Source organism: Okibacterium sp. HSC-33S16, assembly GCF_024171565.1.
Lineage (GTDB): Bacteria > Actinomycetota > Actinomycetes > Actinomycetales > Microbacteriaceae > Mycetocola_A.
The window spans coordinates 68,318-91,771 of the sequence record NZ_JALJZZ010000005.1 but is presented as its reverse complement, the minus strand read 5'-3'; the positions used below and the strand labels follow the sequence as shown (position 1 = coordinate 91,771).

Annotated in this window: 24 protein-coding genes; 9 read left to right on the top strand and 15 right to left on the bottom strand. The window is 64.9% G+C overall.

Going from position 1 to position 23,454, the window contains the following annotated elements:
* The first annotated feature begins 5 nt into the window (after positions 1-5).
* Genes L1277_RS12140 through L1277_RS12130 form a run of 3 tightly spaced genes read left to right on the top strand, consistent with a single transcriptional unit; the run spans position 6 to position 4,701 of the window.
* Positions 6-1,070: a 3-oxoacyl-ACP synthase III gene (locus L1277_RS12140; RefSeq protein WP_253376692.1), complete on the top strand. Its 1,065-nt coding sequence runs from the start codon at positions 6-8 to the stop codon at positions 1,068-1,070.
* Complete coding sequence (locus tag L1277_RS12135; RefSeq protein ID WP_253376690.1) at positions 1,067-3,733, top strand: alpha/beta fold hydrolase; 2,667 nt, start codon at positions 1,067-1,069, stop codon at positions 3,731-3,733. The genes L1277_RS12140 and L1277_RS12135 overlap by 4 nt, the downstream gene beginning before the upstream one ends.
* Positions 3,730-4,701, top strand: coding sequence for an NAD(P)-dependent oxidoreductase (locus tag L1277_RS12130; RefSeq protein ID WP_253376688.1), 972 nt, complete (start codon positions 3,730-3,732; stop codon positions 4,699-4,701). The genes L1277_RS12135 and L1277_RS12130 overlap by 4 nt, the downstream gene beginning before the upstream one ends.
* Here L1277_RS12130 and L1277_RS12125 read toward each other — a convergent pair.
* The 3 genes from L1277_RS12125 to L1277_RS12115 all read right to left on the bottom strand — a co-directional run bounded on the left by L1277_RS12125 (position 4,692) and on the right by L1277_RS12115 (position 6,811).
* Complete coding sequence (locus tag L1277_RS12125) at positions 4,692-4,865, bottom strand: hypothetical protein (RefSeq protein ID WP_253376687.1); 174 nt, start codon at positions 4,863-4,865, stop codon at positions 4,692-4,694. The genes L1277_RS12130 and L1277_RS12125 overlap by 10 nt on opposite strands.
* Before the next feature lie 546 nt (positions 4,866-5,411).
* Positions 5,412-6,614, bottom strand: coding sequence for an FAD-dependent oxidoreductase (locus L1277_RS12120; RefSeq protein WP_253376685.1), 1,203 nt, complete (start codon positions 6,612-6,614; stop codon positions 5,412-5,414).
* 2 nt (positions 6,615-6,616) lie between these two features.
* Positions 6,617-6,811 (bottom strand): ferredoxin, encoded by a 195-nt coding sequence (locus L1277_RS12115; protein ID WP_253376684.1) that lies wholly within the window; start codon positions 6,809-6,811, stop codon positions 6,617-6,619.
* 147 nt (positions 6,812-6,958) lie between these two features.
* Between L1277_RS12115 and L1277_RS12110 the strand changes: the two genes are divergently transcribed.
* From L1277_RS12110 to L1277_RS12090, 5 genes are all read left to right on the top strand, one after another.
* A complete protein-coding gene (locus L1277_RS12110) occupies positions 6,959-7,735 on the top strand; it encodes a sulfite exporter TauE/SafE family protein (RefSeq protein WP_253376683.1) in 777 nt (258 codons plus the stop codon).
* A 111-nt stretch (positions 7,736-7,846) separates the two neighbouring features.
* Positions 7,847-8,506 carry a DUF937 domain-containing protein gene (locus tag L1277_RS12105; RefSeq protein WP_253376682.1) on the top strand — a complete coding sequence of 220 codons (660 nt, stop codon included), beginning with the start codon at positions 7,847-7,849 and terminating at the stop codon, positions 8,504-8,506.
* Between the two features lie 44 nt (positions 8,507-8,550).
* Complete coding sequence (locus L1277_RS12100; protein WP_253376681.1) at positions 8,551-8,997, top strand: MaoC family dehydratase N-terminal domain-containing protein; 447 nt, start codon at positions 8,551-8,553, stop codon at positions 8,995-8,997.
* Entirely contained in the window at positions 8,994-9,413 is a 420-nt protein-coding gene (locus L1277_RS12095; RefSeq protein WP_253376680.1) for a MaoC family dehydratase, read from the top strand. Before L1277_RS12100 ends, L1277_RS12095 begins: the two co-directional genes overlap by 4 nt.
* A 6-nt stretch (positions 9,414-9,419) precedes the next feature.
* Positions 9,420-10,541, top strand: coding sequence for a UDP-N-acetylmuramate dehydrogenase (locus L1277_RS12090; protein ID WP_253376679.1), 1,122 nt, complete (start codon positions 9,420-9,422; stop codon positions 10,539-10,541).
* Here the strand turns inward: L1277_RS12090 and L1277_RS12085 are convergent, their stop codons facing one another.
* From L1277_RS12085 to aceA, 5 genes are all read right to left on the bottom strand, one after another.
* Positions 10,542-11,000: a VOC family protein gene (locus L1277_RS12085; RefSeq protein ID WP_253376678.1), complete on the bottom strand. Its 459-nt coding sequence runs from the start codon at positions 10,998-11,000 to the stop codon at positions 10,542-10,544.
* 92 nt (positions 11,001-11,092) lie between these two features.
* Positions 11,093-12,292, bottom strand: a complete 1,200-nt coding sequence (locus L1277_RS12080; protein WP_253376677.1) for a pyridoxal phosphate-dependent aminotransferase — start codon at positions 12,290-12,292, stop codon at positions 11,093-11,095.
* Positions 12,293-12,347: 55 nt separating this feature from the next.
* Positions 12,348-12,788 carry a VOC family protein gene (locus tag L1277_RS12075; protein ID WP_253376676.1) on the bottom strand — a complete coding sequence of 147 codons (441 nt, stop codon included), beginning with the start codon at positions 12,786-12,788 and terminating at the stop codon, positions 12,348-12,350.
* Positions 12,789-12,956: 168 nt separating this feature from the next.
* On the bottom strand, positions 12,957-14,627 hold the full coding sequence (gene aceB, locus L1277_RS12070) for a malate synthase A (RefSeq protein WP_256481677.1): 1,671 nt from the start codon (positions 14,625-14,627) through the stop codon (positions 12,957-12,959).
* Between the two features lie 27 nt (positions 14,628-14,654).
* Positions 14,655-15,956: an isocitrate lyase gene (gene aceA / locus L1277_RS12065; RefSeq protein WP_253376674.1), complete on the bottom strand. Its 1,302-nt coding sequence runs from the start codon at positions 15,954-15,956 to the stop codon at positions 14,655-14,657.
* Positions 15,957-16,118: 162 nt separating this feature from the next.
* On the opposite strand from aceA, the gene L1277_RS12060 reads away from it, so the two are divergent.
* The gene (locus tag L1277_RS12060; RefSeq protein WP_253376673.1) at positions 16,119-17,603 is read left to right on the top strand and encodes a helix-turn-helix transcriptional regulator; all 1,485 of its coding nucleotides are present in this window, start codon (positions 16,119-16,121) and stop codon (positions 17,601-17,603) included.
* Positions 17,604-17,645: 42 nt separating this feature from the next.
* On the opposite strand, the gene L1277_RS12055 is transcribed toward L1277_RS12060, so the two are convergent.
* The 7 genes from L1277_RS12055 to L1277_RS12025 all read right to left on the bottom strand — a co-directional run bounded on the left by L1277_RS12055 (position 17,646) and on the right by L1277_RS12025 (position 23,387).
* Positions 17,646-17,963 carry an EthD family reductase gene (locus tag L1277_RS12055; protein WP_253376672.1) on the bottom strand — a complete coding sequence of 106 codons (318 nt, stop codon included), beginning with the start codon at positions 17,961-17,963 and terminating at the stop codon, positions 17,646-17,648.
* Between the two features lie 41 nt (positions 17,964-18,004).
* Entirely contained in the window at positions 18,005-19,456 is a 1,452-nt protein-coding gene (locus L1277_RS12050) for an NAD(P)/FAD-dependent oxidoreductase (RefSeq protein WP_253376671.1), read from the bottom strand.
* 94 nt (positions 19,457-19,550) lie between these two features.
* Positions 19,551-19,751: a hypothetical protein gene (locus L1277_RS12045; protein ID WP_253376670.1), complete on the bottom strand. Its 201-nt coding sequence runs from the start codon at positions 19,749-19,751 to the stop codon at positions 19,551-19,553.
* A gap of 9 nt (positions 19,752-19,760) precedes the next feature.
* Complete coding sequence (locus L1277_RS12040; RefSeq protein ID WP_253376669.1) at positions 19,761-20,204, bottom strand: VOC family protein; 444 nt, start codon at positions 20,202-20,204, stop codon at positions 19,761-19,763.
* Positions 20,205-20,294: 90 nt separating this feature from the next.
* Positions 20,295-21,134, bottom strand: a complete 840-nt coding sequence (locus tag L1277_RS12035) for an alpha/beta fold hydrolase (protein WP_253376668.1) — start codon at positions 21,132-21,134, stop codon at positions 20,295-20,297.
* Between the two features lie 93 nt (positions 21,135-21,227).
* On the bottom strand, positions 21,228-21,797 hold the full coding sequence (locus tag L1277_RS12030; RefSeq protein WP_253376667.1) for a TetR/AcrR family transcriptional regulator: 570 nt from the start codon (positions 21,795-21,797) through the stop codon (positions 21,228-21,230).
* Between the two features lie 120 nt (positions 21,798-21,917).
* Positions 21,918-23,387 carry a four-carbon acid sugar kinase family protein gene (locus L1277_RS12025; RefSeq protein WP_253376666.1) on the bottom strand — a complete coding sequence of 490 codons (1,470 nt, stop codon included), beginning with the start codon at positions 23,385-23,387 and terminating at the stop codon, positions 21,918-21,920.
* Between the last annotated feature and the right edge of the window lie 67 nt (positions 23,388-23,454).

Here is a 23,454-nt window from a genome sequence, read left to right as displayed (position 1 = left end):
AATCGATGGGTACTCGGCGCAGCCCCGAGGGCGAGAAGGAGTTCTTTTTGACCGGCAATGCAACGACCACGCATCGCAACGTTTCGTTGCTGTCCGTCACGTCGACCCTGGCATCCCGAGTCACCACCTCAGACGAGATCGATGCCCGTCTGAAGCCCGTGCTCAAACGACTCAAGCTCCCTCAGCGTCTGCTCCAGCGTGTCGCTGGTGTTCACGAACGTCGCAACTGGGAACCGGGCCAAACCTTCTACAGTGCGGCCATCGATGCGGGCAAGCGCGCCATGGCATCCGCGGGGATCACCCCTGACAAGGTGGGGATGCTCATCAACACCTCGGTCACCCGCAAACACCTGGAGCCGTCGGTTGCCGTAAAGATGCACGACGGCCTCGGCCTACCGTCATCGGCCATCAACTTTGACATCGCCAATGCGTGCCTCGGCTTCGTCAACGGAATGACCCTGGCGTCACAGCTCATCGACGCCGGCCAGATCGAGTACGCGGTGATCATCGACGGTGAAGACGCCGACGAGATCCAGGACAACACGATTGAACGACTCGGTCGCCCCGACATTGGGCGTAAGGAGTTCATGAGCGAATTCGCCAGTCTCACCCTCGGCTCCGGTGCCGCTGCCGCGGTGCTCGGGCGCGCTGATGCAAACCCGGACGGGCACCGCATCCTCGGAGGCGTCACGCGCGCGGCCACCCAGTTCAATGAACTCTGCGTCGGCAGTGTCGACGGCATGTTCACCGACGCCAAAGCCCTGCTCAAGGGGGGAATGCAGCTTGTCACCAGTGCCTGGAAAGACGCGAAACACGACTGGAACTGGTCGTCGATGGACCGCTACGTCATGCACCAGGTATCTGACGTGCACACCAATGCCATCATCAAGGCAATCGGCATCGACCGCACTCGCGTTCCACTGACCTACCCGAAGCTCGGCAACGTCGGACCGGCGTCGATCCCCATCACGCTCGCCTCGCAGGCGGAAAGCCTCAAGGGCGGTGACCGGGTGCTGCTCATGGGCGTTGGCTCGGGCCTCAACACCGCGATGATGGAGATCGCCTGGTGAGTCTCCGGCTGCCCCGCGCCGCCGAGCTTCGCTCGCCCGCGATCCTTCCTCCGCATGACCTCGACGGACTGGATCCGGTCTTCTCCCGCATCGTGTCGGTGCCGGGGGAGTCCGCTGCAGACGCGGTCGAGTGGCACCTGCTCGACAACGCCGGTCGGCTCGCCGACCTCGGTGTGACGCCCGTCGGCACCATTCTCTGTGTCCACGGCAACCCGACCTGGTCCTACCTCTGGCGCAAACTCGTGTCCCAGGCGACGGATGCTGCCGCGAACGGCGGCGAGGCCTGGCGCGTGATTGCTGTTGACCAGTTGGAGATGGGATTTTCCGAACGCACCGGCGTGCGCCGCCCGCTCGAGCAGCGGGTGCGCGACCTCGGCGCACTCACCGACACCCTCGAACTGGACGGACAGGTCTTCACCCTTGGGCACGACTGGGGCGGCGTCGTGTCGCTCGGTTGGGCCGTCGACCACCCCGAGCTGCTCGCCGGTGTGATGCTGCTCAATACGGCCGTGCACCAGCCCGAGTCCGACCGAATTCCGGCTCCGTTGCGGCTCGCGCTGAAGCCCGCGCTGCTCGGCAACGCCACGGTCGCCACACCCGCGTTCCTCGAGACCACGCTGGCACTCGCGCACCCCCCTCTGCCGAAGGCGATCAAGGCCGGATACCGTGCGCCGTACCTCGACGCGGCACGACGGGGAGGCATCGGCGGGTTCGTGGCCGATATTCCCGTCGACGAGCGCCACGAGAGCTTCGCCGAGCTGACCCGAATTTCCACCGGGGTCGCGAACCTCACGGTTCCGGCGCTCATGCTCTGGGGACCCCGCGACCCGATCTTCAGCGACAGATACCTCGACGACCTCATCGACCGGTTGCCGCACGCCGACGTGCACCGGTTTGAGGGAGCGGGTCATCTGGTGGCCGAGGATGTGGACTACGCCGGTGCCGTGCTGACCTGGCTGGCCGATGGCATCCGCTCATCAGAAGAGAGTGTCTCGGGTACCCCGACCGACGAGACCGAGCGGGCGCCGCTCTGGCACTACCTCGACGAAATGCGCGACAGCGACGAGACGGTTGCGGTCGACATGGTAACGCCGAACGGCACCGCCCCACGCGTGGTGTCGTGGAAACTGATGTCGCGCCGGGTGCGGCAAATCACCGCCGGGCTCGCCGCGGTCGGTGTGAAGAAGGGCGACCGGGTGTCGCTGCTCGTTCCGCCGAGCGCGGACCTCATCGCCGTGCTCTACGCGTGCATTCGCATTGGCGCGATCGTCGTTGTCGTTGACGCGGGTCTCGGCCTGAAAGGCATGACCCGAGCTGTCCGCGGGGCCTGCCCCGACCACGTCATTGGTGCGGCGCCCGGGCTCTCCGCCGCGCGCGCCCTCGGCTGGCCCGGCCAGAAGATCTCCACAGCGGGCTACCCCGCTGCGGTGCGTCGCGCTCTCGGCGTCTCGCACTCGCTCGCCGAGATCATCGCACTCGGTTCGGACGAACGGATGCCCGCGGCTCCCTCTGCATCCGACACCGCGGCGATCCTTTTCACATCGGGCTCGACCGGGCCCGCGAAGGGTGTCGTCTACACCCACGCGCAGTTGTGTGCGGTTCGCGATGCCCTGGCCGCCCAATACGGCGTCGGGGTTGGCACGGGCCTCGTCGCTGGATTCGCCCCGTTTGCGCTGCTTGGCCCGGCGCTCGGCGCCCGCTCGGTCACTCCCGACATGGACGTGACCTCGCCAAAGACGCTCACCGCGACGGCGGTTGCGGCCGCGGTTGCCGCTGTCGACGCCACCGTCGTGTTCCTTTCCCCGGCAGCGGTCGCGAACGTTGTGGCGACAGCGGGCGAACTCACCGACGACGACCGCTTGGCCCTCGCTGGCGTCGAGCGCTTCCTCTCCGCCGGCGCTCCCGTCTCGGAGCGTTTGCTCAGCGCGATCTCGGCGCTCATGCCGAACGCGACAGCGCACACGCCCTACGGCATGACCGAGGGGCTGTTGATGACCGACATCACCCTGGACGGCATTCGCGAGGCCGCGAGCGAGGCAGGGGCCGGCGGCGTCTGCGTCGGCTCGCCCACCGGAACCACGCGCGTGCGCATCGCGCCGCTTGACGACACCGGCCGCGCCACCGAAGACCTCACCGAGGCCCCCGATGTCACCGGCGAGATCGTCGTCTCGGCGCCACACGTCGAAGACCACTACGACAGGCTCTGGCTCACCCATCGGGCCAGCCGCCGCGGGGGAGTGCCGGGCGAACGCTGGCACCGCACCGGCGACGTCGGGCACCTCGACGCCGCCGGTCGGCTCTGGGTTGAGGGGCGCATGCCCCACGTCATCGCAACGGCAACCGGAGTGCTCACCCCGGTCGGTCCCGAGCAGGCCATCGAACAGTTGCACGAAGTCGCTCGCGCCGGCGTTGTCGGCGTCGGTCCCGACGGCACCCGCCAGGTCGTCGCCGTCGTCGAGACCGTGCCGCCTGCCCGCCGCGTGTCGCTCGCGACGCCGGGGCTGGCCGACGCCATTCGTGGCGTGGTAACCGTTCCGATCGCGGCCGTTCTGGTGGTGCCGAAGTTGCCCACAGACATCCGTCACAATTCAAAAATCAATCGGTCGATGCTCTCTGACTGGGCCAGTGACATTCTGTCCGGGGGACGGATGCGTACGCCGTGAGAGTGCTCGTCACCGGTGCGAGCGGGCTGCTCGGGCGAGCGGTCGCTCGAGAAATCGCGGCGACCGGGCACGAGGTGACGACGTTTCAGCGGCGCGCATCCGGTGTCGATGGCGTCACCGACGTGCTCGGATCGATCACCGAAGCGGATGCTGTCACGCGCGCCGTGCAGAACGTTGATGCGGTCGTTCACCTGGCCGCGAAGGTGTCGCTTGCCGGGGACCCCGCAGATTTTGACCGCGTCAACGTGGGCGGCACTCGCGCGCTGTTGGCTGCGGCAACTGCGGCCGGGGTGGGCAAGTTCGTGTTCGTGTCGTCGCCGTCGGTGGCGCACTCGGGCAGCTCGATCGTCGGTGACGACGCGTTGCCGGCTGATCCCGTGCACGCCCGTGGCGACTACGCGCGCACGAAGGCGGAGGCCGAGTTGCTGGCGCTTGCGGCCGACTCACCCAGCTTCCGGGTTGTCGCGGTTCGGCCGCACCTCGTCTGGGGTCCCGGTGACACGCAGCTCGTGGCTCGCGTGGTCGAGCGGGCTGGTGCGGGTCGGTTGCCGCTCCTCGACTCCGGTGCCGCGCTCATCGACACCATTTACATCGACAATGCGGCGTCGGGCATCGCGGCGGCGCTCGAGCGCGTGGATGCCGTGCACGGCAACTCCTACGTGCTGACCAATGGGGAGCCGCGGCCGGTGGCTGAGTTGCTCGCCGGAATCTGTGCGGCTGCGGGGGTTCGGGCGCCGGCGTGGAGTGTGCCGGCCGGTCTCGCGCGCGGCGCCGGGTCGCTGATCGAGCGGGCATGGCGCATCAAGCCGGGCGCCGACGAGCCGCCGATGACCCGGTTCCTCGCCGAGCAGCTGTCGACGGCGCACTGGTTCGACCAGCGTCGCACTCGGGCTGACCTGGAGTGGACACCGGCCGTGTCGCTCGACGAAGGGTTCCGGCGGCTGGCTGAGTCGTACGGTCACGGGTAGCCGCGGCGACGGGCGCTGAGACGTGCCGCGGGGGTGTGCGGGCTGCTCGAGTGCCGCTGCTCGTGTGCTGTCGTGAGGTGGGGTCCGCCATTCACCGGGTTGCCCGCCTCGAAGAACCGCAGCGACGATGATGGGCCACAGTGCCCAACGGTGATGCCAGGCACTCATCTCTGATTTTTGCTCGGTCACCAATGGTTATTCACCCGCTGCTCCGGCTCTAACGGTTGCTGTTTACGCGATTTCTTCGCCCTAACCGACCGAGCAACTGCTGAGAGCGCTCTCTGGTGACCGTTTCTGCCGGAGCAACTGCTTGGCCGAGGGTCGAGTGACCGTTTGTGTCGGAGCAGCGGGTGACCGGACGGGTTGAGCGACCGTTTCTGTCGGAGCAACTGCTTGGCCGAGGGTCGAATGACCGTTAACGTCGGAGTAACTGCTTGGCCGAGGCGCGAGTGACAGTTTGTGCCTGAGCAGCGGGTGACCGGACGGACCGAGTGACCGTTTGTGCACGAGCAGTGACTGTCTCGCCGACGGACTGCCCGTTTGTGCCTGAGCCGCGGGTCACCGAGGACGCGATCCGTCGATAATGGCTCTTCGCGAGGATGAGCGGTCGGTAAGGGTCCTGTGTGATCGTCGCAGCGACCCTTATCGACGGTTCGATTGCGCAGCGACCCTTATCGACGACTCAACGAGTCAGCCACAACCAAGCGGGCTCAGCTGCTGACGACATCCGCCCACGCGGTGCCATCAACGACGAGCTGCCGCCACGAGCGCAACGCCTTGGCGGCGCCGACGCCGAGCGCACCAACGAGCCGGTCGCCGCGCCTGAACACGGCAATCATCCGTCGGTCGACGAGGGACCCCTCGAGGATGCGCACCTCGTCGTACCCCTTGATCCAGCCGTGTACCTGCAGCTTGAGATCGTACTGATCGGTCCAGAAGTAGGGCACCGAGGCGAAGGCATCCGGAGCGCCGTCGACGAGACGCTCGGCCACGTGCATCGCCTGCTCGGTTGCGTTCGTGCGGTGCTCGACACGCATCGACTCGTCGAACGCCGGATTCTCCCAGCGCGCAACGTCACCAGCCGCGTAGATGCCGGGTGACGCAGAGAGGTCGGGTGCACACTCGATGCCATCGCCGACCGGCAGGCCACTTCCCGCCAGCCAGTCGACAGCGGGCACAGCGCCAATCGCCACAAACACCACGTCCGCGTCGAGAGTCGAGCCATCCGCAAATGCCACACCGGTGACCCGGCCGTTCGCGGAGACCAGCGACTGCACAGCGTTCGCCGGGCCCGTGCGAAGGTCGACCCCGTTCAGTCGGTGCAGCGCCGCAACCTGGGCTCCGATTGCGGGCCCAAGGCTCCGCTCGAGCGGGGTGGGCAACGCATTGACGAGTGTGACGTCGAGCCCCAGCCCGGACGCTGCCGCGGCAACCTCGGTGCCGAGGAACCCACCGCCCACCACCACGAGGTGCCGCCCAGCGACGAGTTCACCGGAGAGGGCGAGCGCGTCATCGACGGTTCGCAGGGTATGCACACCGTCGAGGTGCGCCGAGTCCGGCAGGACACGCGGCGTCACGCCAGTCGCAACGACGAGGCGATCAAAGGTGAGCTCCGTGGCATCCGTCAAAAACAGACGTGACTGCGCGAGATTGAGTCGTTCAGCAGACACCCCTGAGCGGATGTCGATGGCTAAGCCGTCAAGGTCGGTCGGCGTTTTCAACGCGATGCGGTCGACGCCCCACTCGCCGGTGAGCAGGTGTTTGGAGAGCGGCGGGCGATCGTATGGTGCGTGCCGCTCGGCATTCACGAGCGTCAGGTCACGGTCGTATCCGTTGCGGCGGAGTGCAGCGGCCGTGGTCAGTCCGGCGGCCGAAGCTCCGACAATGACGATGTTCGAGGCAGCAGTCGCCACGACTATTCGACGAGCCGCAGGGCAGCGGACGGGCAGCTCAGCACGGCGTCCCGCACAGCATCGAGCTGGTCGTCGCCCGGGTTCGCATCCAGCAGGATGACCTTGCCCACCTCGTCGTCCTGGTCGAACACGGCTGGAGCGATTGCTGCGCAGACGCCAGCGGCGACACACACCTCGATATCGGCGATGACCTTCATCAGAAACCTCTTCCCTCATGCCCGCCATCGAGCGGGCCAGACTTTATTCTGGCAGCCGATAGCGTGCGTGCACCGCGATCGGGCACACCTCGCAGGGCATTCACCGCTGATAAGTTCGATGTCTGCCACATCGATAAAGGAGAGCGGATGCCACAGCCACCCACGCGAGGACACTGGGCCTGGTTGGTCGTGATCGGGCTCGCGGCAGGATTTCTGTCCGGACTCTTCGGCGTCGGTGGGGGCATCCTGATCGTTCCGGCGCTCGTGATCCTGCTGGCGCTTGACCAGCGCATCGCCGCGGGCACCTCCCTCGCCGCGATCGTGCCGATGGCCACGGTGGGCGTGCTGAGCTATGCGCTCGGCGGGTCCGTGGACTGGATCGTGGCACTCCTTCTCGTCATCGGCAGTGTCGTTGGTGCACAGATCGGCAGCGCCCTGCTCGCCCGCATCCCGCGGCGAGTGCTCTCGTGGTTCTTCATCGGCTTCCTGGTCGTCGTCATCGGCACCCTGTTCCTGGCGATCCCCTCGCGAGACGCGTCCGTCGATATCACGGTACTGAGCGGCGCCGGGCTCGTTGTTCTTGGCCTCGGCACTGGCGTGCTCTCGGGCCTTCTCGGAATCGGCGGCGGCGTCGTGATCGTGCCGCTGCTCATTCTGCTCTTCGGTGCCAGCGACCTCGTTGCGAAGGGAACATCGCTGCTCGTGATCATTCCGACCGCCCTGTTCGGCACCCTCGGAAACCTTCGTCGGCACAACGTTGACCTGTCGGCTGCCGCGGTGATCGGCGTCTCCGCCTGCACGACGACGGCCGCGGGCGCCGCGATCGCCGGCATCATCTCGCCCACCTTGTCGACAGTGCTCTTCGCCATCTTCCTGGCTGCGGTCGCCGTGCAGATGACCGTGAAGGTGCTGCGCTCGAGATAGCCATTATCGTGCGGTGAGTCCTTCCCGCTACTCCCTCCCCTGAAAGCACCGGGCTGGATACGCTTGAGGCAGCGATCGTCCAACGGAGGGCGGTTCGGAGGGACTTACACCATGCCATCACTCGACGACCTGCTCGGTCGAATCCCGGTTTCTGACATCGCCACTCGGCTCGGAGTCGATGAAGCCACGGCCGCTGCCGCTGTTGAGCAGGCGCTCCCCGCCCTCGTCAGCGGGCTCGAGGCCAATACGTTCGACCCGTCGGGCGCGGCGTCGCTCGAGCGCGCGGTGTCCCAACATTCTGCGACCCTCGTCGACGGCACGGTGAACCTCGACGATGTCGACCCCGCCGACGGGGAAAAAATCGTCAGCCACATCTTCGGCGAGCACAAGGATCAGGTCGTCGCCACACTGTCCGACGGCAGCACTCAGCCCGCGTCGTTCGCGGGGAGCTCCGTCGTCGGCAAACTGCTTCCCATCCTCGCGCCCATCGTGCTGAGCTACCTGGCGAAACAGTTCTCCGAGCGCAAGCAGTCCGCCGAAACGGCGCAGCCGACCGAGCCGATGCAGTCACGGGTGCCGAAACCGGAGAAGGAGCCGGAGGGCGGCCTTGGTGGCATCCTCGGCGGCCTCCTCGGTGGCGGAAAAGCCGAGAGCACCGCCGGTAGCGGCGGAATCGGTGAGATCCTCGGCGGTCTGCTCGGTGGCGACAGCCGAGCGAGCGACAGCATCGGGCATGTCCTCGGCAGCCTCCTCGGCGGCGGCCGCAGGTGACACCCACCGCCAGCGCTCGCGGCACGTCCGGGTAGGCTAATCGGGTGCCAGTAAACCCCGAACTTCAGGGTCGCGTGTTCCCGTCGGCCCCGCCCTACCTCGTGGGGCTCGAGAAGGTGCGCGAGTTCTCGCGTGCCGTTTTCGCCACGAACCCGATTCATTTCGAGACGGATGCCGCCGCTGCGGCCGGTCATGCGGGCGTTGTTGCGCCTCCGACCTTCGCCGTCGTTGTGCAAGAGCAGACCCTCGCTCAGCTCCTCAGCGAACCCGATGCAGGCATCGACTTTTCGCGAGTCGTGCACGGAGACCAGCGTTTCCGGTTCTCCCGGCCCATTGTCGCCGGCGACGAACTGACGGCAACGCTCACCGTCACGAGTGTGAAGACCCTCGGACCACACGCCATGGTCACCGCAGAGTCCACCATGGTGGACGCATCGGGAGCCCACGTCGTCACGGCGACATCCACCCTTGTTGTGCGAGGTGACGAATGAGTACGCCCATTCTTGACGAGCTGACCGTCGGTGACGTGATCGCCGAACGTGAGTTTTCGCTGACGCGCGATTCCCTCGTCCGATACGCCGGAGCATCCGGCGATTTCAACCCCATTCACTACCGTGACGATGTTGCGGCATCCGTCGGGCTGCCCGGCGTCCTGGCCCACGGCATGCTCACCATGGGCTTCGCGGTACAGCCGGTTGTCGACTGGGTCGGCGACCCGGCCCGCGTGGTCGACTACTCGGTGAAGTTCACCCGACCCGTCGTCGTTGACCCGCAGGACGGCGCCATCGTCACGGTTGTCGCCACGGTGGGCGCGCTCGAGGACGCCGTCGCTCGCATCGACCTCACCGTGAGCTTCGACGGTAAGACAGTTCTGGGCAAGGCGCAGGTGCGCGTTGCGCTCGGATAGCCGACGATGACGACGCTCTCTGAACTCACCACCCTGCAGGTGGGCGGGCCCGCCGTTGAGGCGGTCACGGCAACAACGCGCGATGAGCTCGTCGCCGCGGTCGCCGAGGTGTGGAACCGCGGCGAAGACCCCTTCATCCTCGGTGGTGGCTCGAACGTGCTCGTCGCGGACGAGGGGTACGACGGCACACTGATCCGAGTGGCCACACGCGGAATCGACGTGCTTTCTTCAGAGAACGGGCGTGTCATCGTCCGGGTGCAGGCTGGTGAATCCTGGGACGACCTCGTTGCGGTCGCGGTCGAGCGCGGACTCGCCGGTATCGAAGCGCTCAGCGGCATTCCGGGTTCGTGCGGAGCCAGCCCGATCCAGAACATCGGCGCGTACGGACAAGAGTTGTCGGCGAGCCTCGTCGCCGTTGAGTTGCTCGACCGGGAGCACGGCGACCTCGTGCGCGTGCCCGCCGCCGAGCTCGGTCTCGGCTACCGCACGTCGGTGCTCAAACGACACGGCGGGCAGGCGGCCGAGCGCGATGGCGTCGTCGTCTCCATTGACCTTGAACTGACCGACGATGCGGGGCTCAGTGCCCCGATTGCCTATGGGCAGCTCGCCTCGGCGCTGGGCGTTGACCTCGGGACCCGGTTGCCCATCGCGGACGTGCGGCGCACCGTGCTCGAGCTTCGCCGCTCGAAGGGCATGGTCCTTGACGCGGCAGACCCCGACACGTCGAGTGCCGGCTCGTTCTTCACCAACCCGATCGTGTCCGAGTCGTTCGCCCGCTCCCTGCCAGCCGATGCCCCGCGCTGGCCGATGGAGGAGGACCACGAAGACGCCGTCGTCATCCCGCTCGGCCAGTGGACCGGCGACGTGCCCCGACCGTCGTTCGAACACGGCGCGCAGGTGAAGCTCAGCGCGGCCTGGCTGATCGAGCGCTCCGGCATCTCCCGGGGTTTTCGGCTTCCAGGATCCCGCGCGGGGATCTCCACCAAGCACACTCTCGCGCTCACCAACACGGGTGGTTCGACGGCGGATGAGATCGCGTCGCTCGCCCGGTACGTGCAGATGCGGGTTGCGGCCGAGTTTGGTGTGGTCCTTCAGCCGGAGCCGGTGTACGTCAACCTCGAGTTCTAGTTAAGTCCGAGTGGCCGTCGCGTCGCTCGCCCTCAGTTGTTCGGCGAGCATCACGATGATGCCGCTTGGACCGCGGACATACGTCAGCTTGTAGACGTCCTCGTAGGTGCCGACGCCACGAAGCGGAAAGCAGCCGTGTTTCGCAGCGATCGCCAGGGCGTCGTCGAGGTTGTCTACCGAAAAAGCGACGCGATGCATGCCGATCTGGTGAGGACGAGTGGGTTCGGTCTCGATCGCGTCGGGATGAATGTATTCGAAGAGCTCGAGCTGCCCCTGGCCGTCGGGCGTCTGGAGCACCGCAATGCGCGCGTGATTGCCGTCAAGACCGACGGCCGTGTCGGCCCATTCGCCGCTGACGGTATCGCGGCCGAGGACGGTGAGGCCGAGATCGGTAAAAAAGGCAATCGTTGCGTCGATGTCTCGAACAGCGATTCCGACATTCTCGAGTTTGATAACCATGGGCTGCATGGTAGCGAGTCGGCCGATTCCGAGCACACGAACTACAGCGAAATGGGCGCCCGACGGGCGCCCATTTCCGTCTACCGCGTGGGTTAACCGAAGAGCTTCTGCAGGCGCTGCGCGCCCTCACGCAAGGCCTCGTCGCCGAGTGCGTAGCTGAACCGCAGGTAGCCGGACGGGCCGAAAGCCTCGCCGGGGACGGCAGCCACCTCCGCCTTATCGAGCATGAGGTCAGCCAGTTCGAGAGACGTCGTCGGAGTGACACCGTCGAACTCTTTGCCGAGCAGCGCGGTCACATCGGCGTAGACGTAGAACGCACCCTGCGGAGTTGGAACGGAGAAGCCGTCAATCTTATTGAGTTCCTCGACAATGACCTTTCGACGGCGGTCGAAGGCCAGTCGCATGCTCTCGACGTCGTCCTGTGGGCCGGTCAGCGCAGCGATCGCCGCGCGCTGGGCGATGTTGTTGACGTTGCCAGAGAGGTGCGACTGCAGGTTCGACAGCGCCTTGATCGCGTCGGCGGGCCCGACGGTCCAGCCGACGCGCCACCCGGTCATCGCGTACGTCTTCGCGACGCCGTTGACGAGCAGGGTCTGATCGGCGAGGGCGGGAACCGCTTCGACGATCGACACGGCCTTCACGCCGTCGTAGGTGAGGTTCTGGTAAATCTCGTCGGTGATCACCCAGAGGCCGTGCTCGAGTGCCCACTCGCCGATCGCCTTCGTTTGCTCGGGGGAGTACACGGCGCCCGTCGGGTTCGACGGTGACACAAACAGCAGCACCTTGGTGCGCTCGGTGCGTGCAGCTTCGAGCTGCTCGACGGTGACCTGATAGCCCTGCGCAGCGTCGGCGAAGACCTCAACGGCGACACCGTCGGCGAGAGCGATGACCTCGGGATATGTGGTCCAGAATGGCGTCGGCACGATGACCTCATCGCCCGGGTTGAGCAGCACTTGGAACGCCTCGTAGACGCTCTGTTTGCCGCCGTTGGTGACGAGCACCGAGCTGGCGGGAACCTCGAGACCCGAGTCACGCAACGTTTTCGCGGCGATGGCCTCGCGCAGGTCAGGAAGACCGGCAGCAGGTGTGTACCGGTGGTTCTTCGTGTCGCTCGCCGCGGCGATAGCGGCGTCGACAATATGCTGCGGCGTACCGAAGTCGGGCTCGCCGGCGGCGTAGCTGATCACCGGCCGTCCCTGAGCCTGCAGGGCCTTGGCCTTCGAATCGACCTTCAGCGTTGCTGACTCGGCGATGGCGGAAATCTTGGTGGAGAGTCTCGGTGTTGTGCTCACCCTGAACAGGGTACCGCCTGTCGAAAGCCGCTCATCTGACGCGGCGTAACGCGTCTTAACTTCCCGTGCTTTGCTCCGCCAGATACGCGTCGGGTCCCTGCTCAGCTGCAGCGGGATCCATGTAGACAAACTCGAGAATGTTTCCGTCCGGATCTTCGAGGTCGCGGGAGTACATGAAGCCGAGATCCTGGGCCGGTCTCGGCTCGGATCCGCCGGCGGCCAGACCCTTTTCGGTGAGCGCGTCGACGTCTTCGCTGCTCGCACTGCTGAACGCGGTCATGGCCTGCACCGATGTTGTGGTGTCGATGATCTGCTTATCGGTGAACGTCGCCAGGAAGTCCCGGGTGAGGAGCATGAGATAGATGTTGTCATCCACGATGACGCAGGCGGCGTCCTCGTTCGTGAAAAGTTCGTTGATCTCCCAGCCGAGGGCCGTGTAGAAGGATTTGGTGCGTTCCAGATCGGTGATCGGGAGGTTGACGAAGATGTCGGTCACAGTGTCTCCTTTGACTCCGGCGGTGTCAGTCACCGTCTCGATGTGAGACTCGCAACTTTTGTGAAGCGCGTCAAGGGCAGCCATGGCGCTCGACCATACGTGAGCGCGTAGACACGGTCCCCGCATCCAGATGCGGGGACCGTGTCTACCTCTCAGGCGAGCGGATGCCTATGCCAGGTCGACGAGGAAGCGTGAGTACGCCCCCACCGTCAGGAACGTCGGAAACTCGTCTCTCAACGCGACGTCGCGAAACACGTCTGCGGCGTCGTCGAACCGGTCACCGTCGAAACGATCGACGGTCGCGAGCAGCTCACCGAGGATGCGCTCCACCCGGTCTCGGGTGATCGGCGACCCGTCGTCCGTGCGAACGTCCTGATGGATCCACTGCCAGACCTGCGACCGGCTGATCTCCGCCGTTGCGGCGTCTTCCATGAGATTGTCGATCGCTGCAGCGCCGATGCCGCGGAGCCACGACTCGAGGTAGCGCACACCGATCGACACGTTGTCGCGGAGCCCCGCGTCGGTCACCGCCCGCCCGATGTGAACGTCGAGCAGCTGGGCCGCCGTCACGGTCACGTCGTCGCGCTGGCGGTCGATCTGGTTGGGGCGGTCGCCGAGCACGGCGTCGAACTCGGCGCGGGCCGTGTCGATGAGGTCGGGGTGCGCCACCCAGGTGCCATCGAAGCCGTCGCCCGCTTCCCGCTTCTTGTCGGCAGATACCTTCTCGATGGCGCGAGCGGTGACCTCAGGGTCACGCCGGTTCGGAATGAATGCGCTCATTCCACCGATGGCGTGAGCACCCCGCTTGTGGCAGGTCTTCACGAGCAGCTCGGTGTACGCCCGCATGAACGGAACGGTCATCGTCACGTCGCTGCGATCGGGGAGGACGAACCGTGCGCCGCGGCCCCGGTAGTTCTTGATGATCGAGAAGATGTAGTCCCAGCGCCCAGCGTTGAGCCCGGTACAGTGGTCGCGCAGCTCGTAGAGGATCTCCTCCATCTCGAACGCGGCCGGGAGGGTTTCGATGAGCACGGTGGCGCGGATGGTGCCGTGCTCGATCCCCAGCTCCTCCTCTGCGAAGCTGAAGACGTCGTCCCAGAGCCGTGCTTCTTCGCTGGACTCCAGCTTGGCCAGGTAGAAGTAGGGGCCACGGCCGGCGTCGATCAGGGCCTTCGCGTTGTGGAAGAAGTACAGGCCGAAGTCGACGAGGCTTCCCGATGCCGCCATCGCCGAGCCCGAGGAATCGGTGAACGTCAGGTGCTTCTCGACGAGATGCCAGCCGCGTGGCCGCATCACGATGGTGGGCGTCTCGCCGGTCGTGAGGCGATACACCTTACCCTCGGGGCTCGTGAAATCGATCTGCCGACGGATCGCATCGAACAGGGAGATCTGGCCTCCGATGACGTTGGTCCAGGTCGGGCTTGTGGCGTCTTCCTGGTCGGCGAGCCACACCTTGGCGCCCGAGTTGAGGGCGTTGATGGTCATCTTGCGGTCGGTCGGCCCGGTGATTTCAACGCGACGGTCCTCGAGGCCGGGGCCGGCGCCGGCGACGCGCCACGTGGCATCCGCTCGGAGTGAAGCGGTGTCATCGCGGAACTTCGGATCGCGGCCGTTGCCGATTTCGAAACGTCGACGCATGCGGTCAGCCAGTCGGTCGTGGCGGCGCCCCGCGAAGAGCTGGTGCAGGTCGGCGAGGAACTGCAGCGCGTCCGGCGTGAGGATCTCGTCGAAGCGGTCATGCATGTGGCCGACAATTTCGATGCGCGGGCCAGTGGGGAAGGAGGTGGGGATGCCAAAGGTGGTGGGAGCCGTGCGGTGCTCGGCGATCAGAGTGTTCATGAGGAAAGTCCTTGTGTGTCGAGAGGGTCAGGAGAACTGGTCTTCTTCGGTCGAACCAACGAGCGCGAGGGTGGCGCTCGTCGGGTTCAACGCGGTGGCGATCCGGTCGAAGTAGCCGGTGCCGACCTCGCGCTGGTGCTTGGTTGCGGTGTATCCGTTCGCTTCCGAGGCGAATTCGGCTTCTTGCAGTTCGACGTAGGCGCTCATGGCGCGGTTCTTGTAATCGGCGGCGAGTGTGAACATGGAGTGGTTTAGCGCGTGGAAGCCGGCCAGCGTGATGAACTGGAAGGCGTAGCCCATGGCGGCGAGTTCCTTCTGGAAGCTCGCGATCTGCGCGTCGTCGAGGTGGGATTTCCAGTTGAACGACGGCGAGCAGTTGTAGGCGAGTTTCTTGCCCGGGAAGTCCTGGTGGATGCGTTCGGCGAATCTCCGGGCGAGTTCGAGGTCGGGTTCGGCCGACTCGACCCAGAGCAGGTCGGCGTATTCGGCATAAGCCAGGCCGCGGGAGATGACGGTGTCGATGCCGCTGCGCACCTCATAGAAACCCTCGGCGGTACGGGTTCCGGTGAGGAAGGGGCGGTCGCGCTCGTCGACGTCGCTCGTCAGCAGGGTCGCGGCGAGGGCGTCGGTGCGGGCGATGATCACACTCGGCACGCCGGCGACGTCGGCAGCCAGCCGGGCGGCGTTGAGGGTTCGGATGTGCTGGCCGGTCGGGATGAGGACCTTGCCGCCCATGTGGCCGCACTTCTTTTCGCTGGCGAGCTGGTCTTCCCAGTGCACTCCGGCCGCTCCAGCCGCGATCATCGACGACATGAGCTCGTACGCGTTGAGCGGCCCGCCGAACCCGGCCTCGGCGTCGGCGACGATCGGTGCGAGCCAGTCCACGGTCGTTGACCCGGTCTCGGCGAACTCGATTTGGTCGGCGCGGAGTAACGCGTTGTTGATGCGGCGCACCACGGACGGCACCGAGTTGGCGGGGTACAGCGACTGGTCGGGGTAGGTCTGCCCGGAAAGGTTGGCATCGGCGGCAACCTGCCAGCCCGAGAGGTAGATGGCCTTGAGCCCGGCGCGCACCTGCTGCACGGCCTGGTTGCCGGTGAGGGCACCGAGCGCGGGCACCCACTCCTCGGAGTGAATGAGATTCCACAGGTTCTCGGCACCCCGACGGGCGAGGGTCGCATCTTCCCGAACGCTGCCCCGCAGCGCGACGACCTCATCGGCGGTGTAGTCCCGGCGGACACCTTCCCAGCGGGGGTTCGCGTCCCACTCGAGCTGCAATTCGGCTGCGGTCTGCGTCGCGTCTCCGGTACGGGTGGTTTCGGTGCTCATCGTCGTGCTCCTTCGGTCGGATCGAACCGGGTTCTGACGCCGCGGTTCTGAGGTCGTAAACCGAGTGTGGGCGTGCCAGCGAACATCCGATCCGAAAAAGTGAGCAGAAAAAGATCGATTCTTCTGTTTGTTGAAAAGGCGAGCGGATGTCACGATGGTGCCATGACCAGCACCGCTGCTGAACCCCAGATGCCACCGACCGGCGCGGCCGATGTGCCAACGGTTGACGCCTTGCTGTTGGGGCGTCGCATCCGTTCCCTGCGAATCGCCCGCGGAATGACGCTTGAGCAATTGGGGGCGGCAATCGACCGGGCGCCGTCGCAGGTCTCGACAATTGAGAACGGCAAGCGTGAGCCGCGGCTCTCGATGCTGCGGCGCATCGCCTCGGCACTCGGCACAACAACCGACAATCTTCTGGTCGACGAGGTACCGAACGAGCGGGCTGGGTTGGAGATCGCGGTGGAACGCGCGCAGCGCGGGGCGGTGTTTTCGGCGCTGGGCATCGGGCCGATCCGGGTGTCGAAAGCGCACAGTGACGAGACGCTGCGCACGATCCTGGCGCTGCACGCCGAGGTGGAGCGGCTGCACCGGGAGCGCGCGGCGACGCCGGAAGAGGCGCGTCGGGCCAACGCCTCACTGCGGGCGACCATGCGCGCTCGAGACAACTACTTTCCTGAACTGGAGGCTCAGGCGAAAGAACTTCTCGTCGCCGTTGGACACACCGGCGGCCCCGTGTCGCAGCAACTCGTCAGCGATATGGCCAATCACCTCGGCTTCACCCTGCACTATGTGGGTGACCTGCCGCACTCGACCCGCTCGGTGACCGACTCCCGCAACGGACGCATCTACCTGCCGACCCAGCAGTCCGCGTCGCGCGACTCGCGCTCGCCGGTGGTGCAGGCGTTCGCCAGCTCCGTTCTCGGGCACTCTGAGCCGACGAGCTACGCCGATTTCCTGCGCCAGCGTGTGGAGACGAACTACCTCACGGCGGCGATTCTGCTGCCGGAATCCGACGCCGTGCGGTTCCTCACCGAGGCGAAGAACTTCCGCCGAATCTCTCTCGAGGACCTGCGCGACGCGTTCGCGGTCTCCTACGAGACGGCGGCGCACCGATTCACCAACCTGGCGACCGCACGTCTGGGCATTCCGGTGCATTTCACGAAGGTCCATGAGTCAGGCACGATCGTGAAGGCCTATTCGAACGACGGTGTGAAGCATCCGACGGATGCCTTGGGCGCTGTTGAGGGGACAACCGTCTGTCGCAAGTGGACGGCGTTTACGGTGTTCGCCGCCGAGGACCGGTTCAGCCCCTGGTACCAATACACCGATAACCCGAACGGGACGTATTGGTGCACGTCACGGATCGAGAAGGCGAAGGAGGGCGAGTACTCCATCACCGTCGGGGTGCCGTTCGAGCACGTGAAGTGGTTCCGGGGTCGGGAAACCAGCAATCGATCGCAGTCGAGCTGCCCCGACGAAAGCTGCTGCAAGAGCGCGCCGAGCGACCTTGCCGACAAGTGGGCGCACCAGTCCTGGCCAGCCGCTCGCACGCCCACGAGCCTGCTCGCGGCCCTGCCGACCGGAACTTTCCCGGGCGTCGACCAGGTTGAGGTCTATCGCTTCCTCGAGGCGCACGCGCCGGTGTGAGCCGGCACCGCGACGGGCGCCGGCTCAGTTCCAACTCCGGCCCTAGGTGCTGGGCAGCGGCTCTTCCACCTCTGAGAACAAGCCGGTGAATCCGGTGCCGAGTTCGCCGAGTTTTTGAAAGAATGCCCCGGCTTCAGGTGTCGTGACGGCGTTCGACGCATCTTCGTAGGTTTCGAAGTAGAAATCGAGCGTACGGTGTGCCGGAGTCGGCGTGCCGTCCTCCTTGGGGAACACAAGAGCAGATTCCGTCCGGACAAGTCTTGGCAGAGCCAAGCCGAGGGACAGAAGCTCGGGATAGCTCGACTCGAACGCCCCTGGATCCTCCGGGTTGTCGATGATCAGTGTGATTTTGGTTTGCATGATGTTTTCGCCGTTCGGTTTTGTGGGTTGTCGATGGAGGTTTAAGCGGCTGCTGCGGGGCGAAGAGGCAGTGCGCTCTCGCGTCCATAGGTCTCAAGTAGTCGCAACCAAATTTCGTTGACGGTCGGGTAGGCGGGGACCGCATGCCAGAGCCGGTCGAGCGGTATTTCACCGACGATGGCGACGGTTGCCGCATGGAGGAGTTCACTAACGTCGGGACCGACGAATGTGACGCCGAGCACGACCTGTCGCGACTCGTCGACGACCATCCGCGCTGTTCCGCGGTAGCCGTCCTCTTTGACACTCGCCCCTGCGACATAGCCGATTTCGTAGTCGACAGCGCGCACATGGTAGCCAGCCGCCCGGGCGGCCGTGCTCGTCAGGCCGACCGACGCAATCTCCGGGGTCGTGAAGGTCACTTGAGGTACCGCTTCATGGTCGGCTGTCGCTACGTGTGCTCCCCATGGAAGGTCCGAGACCGGGCTTCCCGATGCACGAGCGGCGATCACGTCGCCGGCCGCTCTTGCCTGATATTTGCCACTGTGGGTGAGCAACGCACGGTGAGTCACGTCCCCGGCGGCGTAGAGCCAGTCTGATCCCTGAACGAGCATGGTGTCGTCAGTCTCGAGCCAGGCACCTGGGGTGAGTCCAATCGTCTCGAGACCAATGTCGCTGGTGTTCGGGGTTCGACCGGTCGCCACGAGCACCTCAGAGGCGGAAACCGTCGTTCCGTTGTTGAGAGTGAGGACCACGCCATCAGCGGAACGGGACACGTTCGTTGTCTCGGTATTCGTAACTACGTGAACACCGTCGTTTGCGAGTGACGTGCTCACCATCTCGCCCGCGAAGGGTTCCATGTTGCCGAGGAGTTTCCCTCGCGAGATGAGGGTTACCACCGAGCCAAATCCGGCGTAAGCGGTCGCCATCTCGACAGCGACGACACCACCACCAATGATCGCCAGGCTTGGCGGGACGTTCTTCGCGCTTGTCGCTTCACGGCTTGTCCACGGTTTGCTTTCCCTCAGTCCAGGAATGTTCGGGATCAGAGCGGCTGAGCCCGTGGCGATGGCCACCGCGTGGCGCGCAGTGACAATCGTCGTCGTACCGTTCCATGCCGTCACCGTGACTTGCTTACGGCCCGTGATTCGACCGCTGCCTCTGAGGAGTGAAATGCCGGCCCCCTGAACCCAGCGGACCTGTCCGGCGTCCGACCAGTTGCTCGTGAACGAGTCACGTCGTGCAAGCACGGCCCCGACGTCCAACTTTCCGGTAACTGCCTGAGAAGCTCCGGACACGTTCTGAGCCGCACGAAGTGCCTGAGCAGAACGCAGCAGTGCCTTCGAAGGCATGCATGCCCAGTAAGAGCATTCGCCTCCGACGAGTTCGTTTTCGATGAGGACGGCGCTTAACCCACCCTGAACGGCGCGATCCGCGAGGTTCTCTCCTGTTGCTCCTGCGCCGAGAACAATGAGGTCGTACTCTTTCGTTGTCATAATCTTTTTCCGATGATTGAAACCGTGTGTGCCAGCGACTGGCGGAGTTGTGCGCCGCATCCGTCGGGGAGCCGGAATGCGGCGCTCAGAGGAGTTAGTGGAGCGAGTTGCCCACCGTCGGGCTGGGGGAGATCTCGTAGCCGGCATCAGCAAGCGTCTTCACCATGTGGTCGGCGTACCAGTCGGGCCACTCTTCGTCGAAGACACCGCCGAGTTCCTCGGCTTCGTGTATTCCGTGAGCGGCTGCTGCCTGCGTCAGTAGCTCGAGCAAAATGTCCTTCGTTGTCCTGTCCATGGTGATCGCCTAACGGCCGGGCGCCCGGGTAACAATCTCCTGGAGGAACCATCCATTGCCATCAGGATCGTCGAAGGAGGCGAAGGAGTTATAGTCGCGGCGCTCGGGGTCAAGGCCATCGATGCGGTTTCTGCCGCCGGGGCGGTGGAACAAACCGTCAGCATCGTGCCACACATTGCTGACGTCGATCCCTCTTTGCGTGAGTTCCTCTTGAGCTGCGACGACATCGGTCACTGTGAGGTGCAGGTTCTGGGTTGATCCGGGGCGAGAGTCGGTGAGGCCGGTCCCGAAGATTACTGACATCTCGGAGCCCGGAGGGGTCACCTGCACGATGCGGAGATCGTCGCTGATGTTGAAATCCGCGTCCAGTCGAAATCCGGCTTTTTCGTAGAACGCTTTCGAGCGGTCGACGTCCGACACTGGGATGACCAGTACTTCAAGTTTCATGTCCATGGTGTGACTTTCCTTATATATCTGCGATGGATTCGCCTGAGGTTGTAACTCGATGCCTGGCGACGAATGACCGGGCCCCGAAGTCAGTGCCTAAGCGGCAAGGAAGTCGTTGACGTCGCGCGCGACGTCAAGCGGATACTCAAACAGGAAGCCGTGGTTGGCGTTTGGGTAGATTTTCAATCGCGCATCGGGCAGGTGGCCGGCAAGGAGGTAGGAGTTGACAGTCGGCACCATGATGTCGTTGTCACCGTTGATGACGAGCGTCGGTGCGGTGATGCTTGCGAGTCGCGCGAGCTTCGAGAAGTCACGAATGCCCCAGTCGGAGATGGCTTCAGCCTGCGCATCGCGGGCGCTCAAAGTTACGTCGTCGTCTCGACCTTCGATCCGGGAAAAGATGCGTTCCACGAAGTCCCGACCGCGAGCCTGGCTGCTTTCGGTCGGAGTGAAGAAAAGGTACAGCATGTCGCTGGCATCCTGTGCGTCTTTCATGGCGTGATCGCTGGTTTCTCGGCTCCATCCGTGCATCCCTCGCCCTCCCTGAGGGCCCGTGCCAGCGAGGATGAGGCGGCGCACCAAGCCCGGACGCATGAGGGCCAGTTCCTGTGCAGCGAAGCCCCCGATGGAGAATCCGAGAACGTCGATTTCCGTGAGCCCGAGGGCATCGACAAATGACAATGCATCACGGCCGAAGTCGCGGAACGTTCGTGGAGTGGGTCCGGTGGATGCCCCGATTCCTGCGGCGTCAAAGAGGATCACCTCACGCTCGGAAGCGATCGTGTCGGTAAGTTCGGGATCCCAGTTGTCGAGATTGCCTCGAAAATGTTGAAGGAAAAGCAGGGGGATCCCGTGCGGTGTACCGAACCGCCGGTAGGCATACTCAACGCCATTAGGCGCAGAAATCCGAAGGTTGGGAGCTGTGTATTGAGACATGGTGGTTCCTAATGTCAGTAGACCGGTCGTCTATCGACGACGACAAGCAAGAGCGGGAGGGAGGGTGATGGATAGCCGGCGCCGTAGTGTCAATCAGGCGAGGAGGAGTGAAAAGGCAACGTCGCGAAACGTATCCAGCGGTTCTTGCGACCCGGACACTTTGGCGCGAGCTAGTGACCCCTCGAGCCCCGCCACGAGGAATTGGGCAAGCTGATTCGCATCGCTTGTTGTCGATATTTCGCCTGCCGACTGGGCTTCGGCGATGGTCGCCGCAAGCCGCTGGGCCCAGTCTGACAGCGCTTGATCGACCGCGCTAGCCACCAAGGAACTTTGAGGGGGCATTTCGGTTGAGAAGTTACCGAGAAGGCATCCACGTCGGTAACTGGCCTCTGCCGAGGTCGTCATGATGTGCTCAAGGTGGTTCTTGATTCGTTGCAGCGGCGACGGGTCTGATGCCGAAAGGATGTCCAGCCGTGTGGTTGCCGAGTATTGCTCCACTACTTCGCGTGCGAGCGACTCCTTGCTGTCGAAGAAGTGATAAAACGACCCTTTGGGGACGCCCGCGGTCTTCGTAATGTCGAGGACTCCCGTCGCTGTGTAGCCTTTTCGGTGGAAGAGGTCGAGCGCTGTGTCCTTGATCACCTGGCGAGTGTCCCGAGTCATGGTGCAGTCCTTTTCTGAGACCGGGTTGGATTAGACCGGTCGTCTTGAAGGATGGAACCGAGCAGCCATCGTGGCTATTCCAGGTTCGTCGATTTATTTTTGGGGGACTAATTCGTGCGGCTAACGGACACGGCCGCGGAGGATGGTCACCGCATCGGCCAGGGACTCGTCTGAACCGACGTTTCCGGCGAACACGATGTACGGCAGTCCGCTGAGTGCCGGGTCGTCCTCGCCAGCGTGAAGCCATACCGACACGATGCCCGGGAAGAGCTGGCCGGCGACTTTCGCCCGACGGATCCGCAGCCCATCTGTCGCGACGTCGCTTGAGGTGATGCCGCCCTTCGCAATAACCCACGCCGGCGGTGCGTCACTCACCGCGCGGGCGGTCAACCGAACGAGTGCCGATGACACCGTTTGGGCGATGACGAGGCTCGAGTGGCCTGAATCCCCGATGATCTGTTCACGACTCGAGGCGAGCAGGGTGTCCGTGCGCCCGAGCGCATCGATCAGAGCTGCCGCACAACGGTCGAACTCGTCGTCGGCCGTCGTCGCGTCGAGAAGTCGCGGCACGTCGAGCACGATGGTTTCGACATCAGCCACCGTGGCGTGGAGGTGCGAGACCTGCCGGGTGGTGAGCTCCACGTGCGATCCCACGACGATCAGGCCATGACCGGGTCGGGCACCTGCCGAGAAGATCTCGTCGTGGTTGAGCGGTCCACGAGCGGCGATGCCGAGTCTTGCCCCAGGGAACGAGGGGCCGCCGCGGACGAGGAACCGACCGCCCTGCGCCTCGGCCGCCAGGACACCAAGCACGACGACGTCGAGGTCAGCCTCGTCGAGCAGGTTGACCGCAACGGGTTGCGCATCGCTGCAGCCGAGCAGGAGATCCCTGACCCGCTCAGGTCCACCGGTTCGGATGTCGTCAAGGGTGATGCTCAGCACGTCGGTTGCCCGGATCCTGCCCTTCGTCTTCTCCTCGATGTAGGCGGGAAGCGTCGAGGCCGAGAACCCGAAGGTCGCGTCCCTGGCATAGTTCGACTCGCCCACTGGCACGAAGGTGTCGCCTGTGCCGACGTAGTGCACGTCGTCCACGGTCACACGTCCAGCCGCGAAGTATGCGGGGGCCAACAGCAGCGCGTTGAACGGCGTGCCTGCCTCCCGCGCCCGGTCCACGAGCACGTCCGTCTCGAGCGGGTAGTGCCCGCGCAGGGTCGAGTCACCGCGGGCGATCAGCGCGACCTCAGCGCCGCGCAGCTCAGCGGCCCGCTCAATCGCTTCGGCCACCTCCGACACGCGCTCGCGCGCCTCAGCATCGTTGAAACCGCGGGTGTTCGTGAGGATGAAGAATCCGCGGCCCGGCTGGTCGAACGCCCACGCCAGGTCCTCGGCGCTCCAACTGGTGAGCACGGGAGTGTTGTGAACCGTCTGGCTCCCGGTCGGGTCGTCGTCGAGAACGATGACCCAGCGGTTCCCGGCGGCGTTCGCGTCGGTGATTTTCTGCCGCGCGTTGGGCACCGTGAGTACCGGGGGAAGCCCGGCTGCAAGTTCCGATCGGCTGCGACCGGAGGACGCGTCCTGTACTGGGCTCATGATTTCTTCCCCGCTCCGCGTCACCTGGCGCCGATTCTGGATGTTGGGTAAGGGCAAATATATAAGA

Excerpts from the sequence above, each read along its gene's own strand:
- L1277_RS12140 (WP_253376692.1), top strand. The coding sequence starts at position 6 with ATGGGTACTCGGCGCAGCCCCGAGGGCGAGAAGGAGTTCTTTTTGACC.
- aceA (WP_253376674.1), bottom strand. The coding sequence starts at position 15,956 with ATGAGCACCGAAACCACCCGTACCGGAGACGCGACGCAGACCGCAGCC.
- L1277_RS12040 (WP_253376669.1), bottom strand. The coding sequence starts at position 20,204 with ATGGACATGAAACTTGAAGTACTGGTCATCCCAGTGTCGGACGTCGAC.
- L1277_RS12030 (WP_253376667.1), bottom strand. The coding sequence starts at position 21,797 with ATGACTCGGGACACTCGCCAGGTGATCAAGGACACAGCGCTCGACCTC.
- L1277_RS12050 (WP_253376671.1), bottom strand. The coding sequence starts at position 19,456 with ATGACAACGAAAGAGTACGACCTCATTGTTCTCGGCGCAGGAGCAACA.
- L1277_RS12045 (WP_253376670.1), bottom strand. The coding sequence starts at position 19,751 with ATGGACAGGACAACGAAGGACATTTTGCTCGAGCTACTGACGCAGGCA.
- L1277_RS12085 (WP_253376678.1), bottom strand. The coding sequence starts at position 11,000 with ATGGTTATCAAACTCGAGAATGTCGGAATCGCTGTTCGAGACATCGAC.
- aceB (WP_256481677.1), bottom strand. The coding sequence starts at position 14,627 with ATGAACACTCTGATCGCCGAGCACCGCACGGCTCCCACCACCTTTGGC.
- L1277_RS12060 (WP_253376673.1), top strand. The coding sequence starts at position 16,119 with ATGACCAGCACCGCTGCTGAACCCCAGATGCCACCGACCGGCGCGGCC.
- L1277_RS12055 (WP_253376672.1), bottom strand. The coding sequence starts at position 17,963 with ATGCAAACCAAAATCACACTGATCATCGACAACCCGGAGGATCCAGGG.
- L1277_RS12115 (WP_253376684.1), bottom strand. The coding sequence starts at position 6,811 with ATGAAGGTCATCGCCGATATCGAGGTGTGTGTCGCCGCTGGCGTCTGC.
- L1277_RS12105 (WP_253376682.1), top strand. The coding sequence starts at position 7,847 with ATGCCATCACTCGACGACCTGCTCGGTCGAATCCCGGTTTCTGACATC.
- L1277_RS12025 (WP_253376666.1), bottom strand. The coding sequence starts at position 23,387 with ATGAGCCCAGTACAGGACGCGTCCTCCGGTCGCAGCCGATCGGAACTT.
- L1277_RS12090 (WP_253376679.1), top strand. The coding sequence starts at position 9,420 with ATGACGACGCTCTCTGAACTCACCACCCTGCAGGTGGGCGGGCCCGCC.
- L1277_RS12095 (WP_253376680.1), top strand. The coding sequence starts at position 8,994 with ATGAGTACGCCCATTCTTGACGAGCTGACCGTCGGTGACGTGATCGCC.
- L1277_RS12110 (WP_253376683.1), top strand. The coding sequence starts at position 6,959 with ATGCCACAGCCACCCACGCGAGGACACTGGGCCTGGTTGGTCGTGATC.
- L1277_RS12035 (WP_253376668.1), bottom strand. The coding sequence starts at position 21,134 with ATGTCTCAATACACAGCTCCCAACCTTCGGATTTCTGCGCCTAATGGC.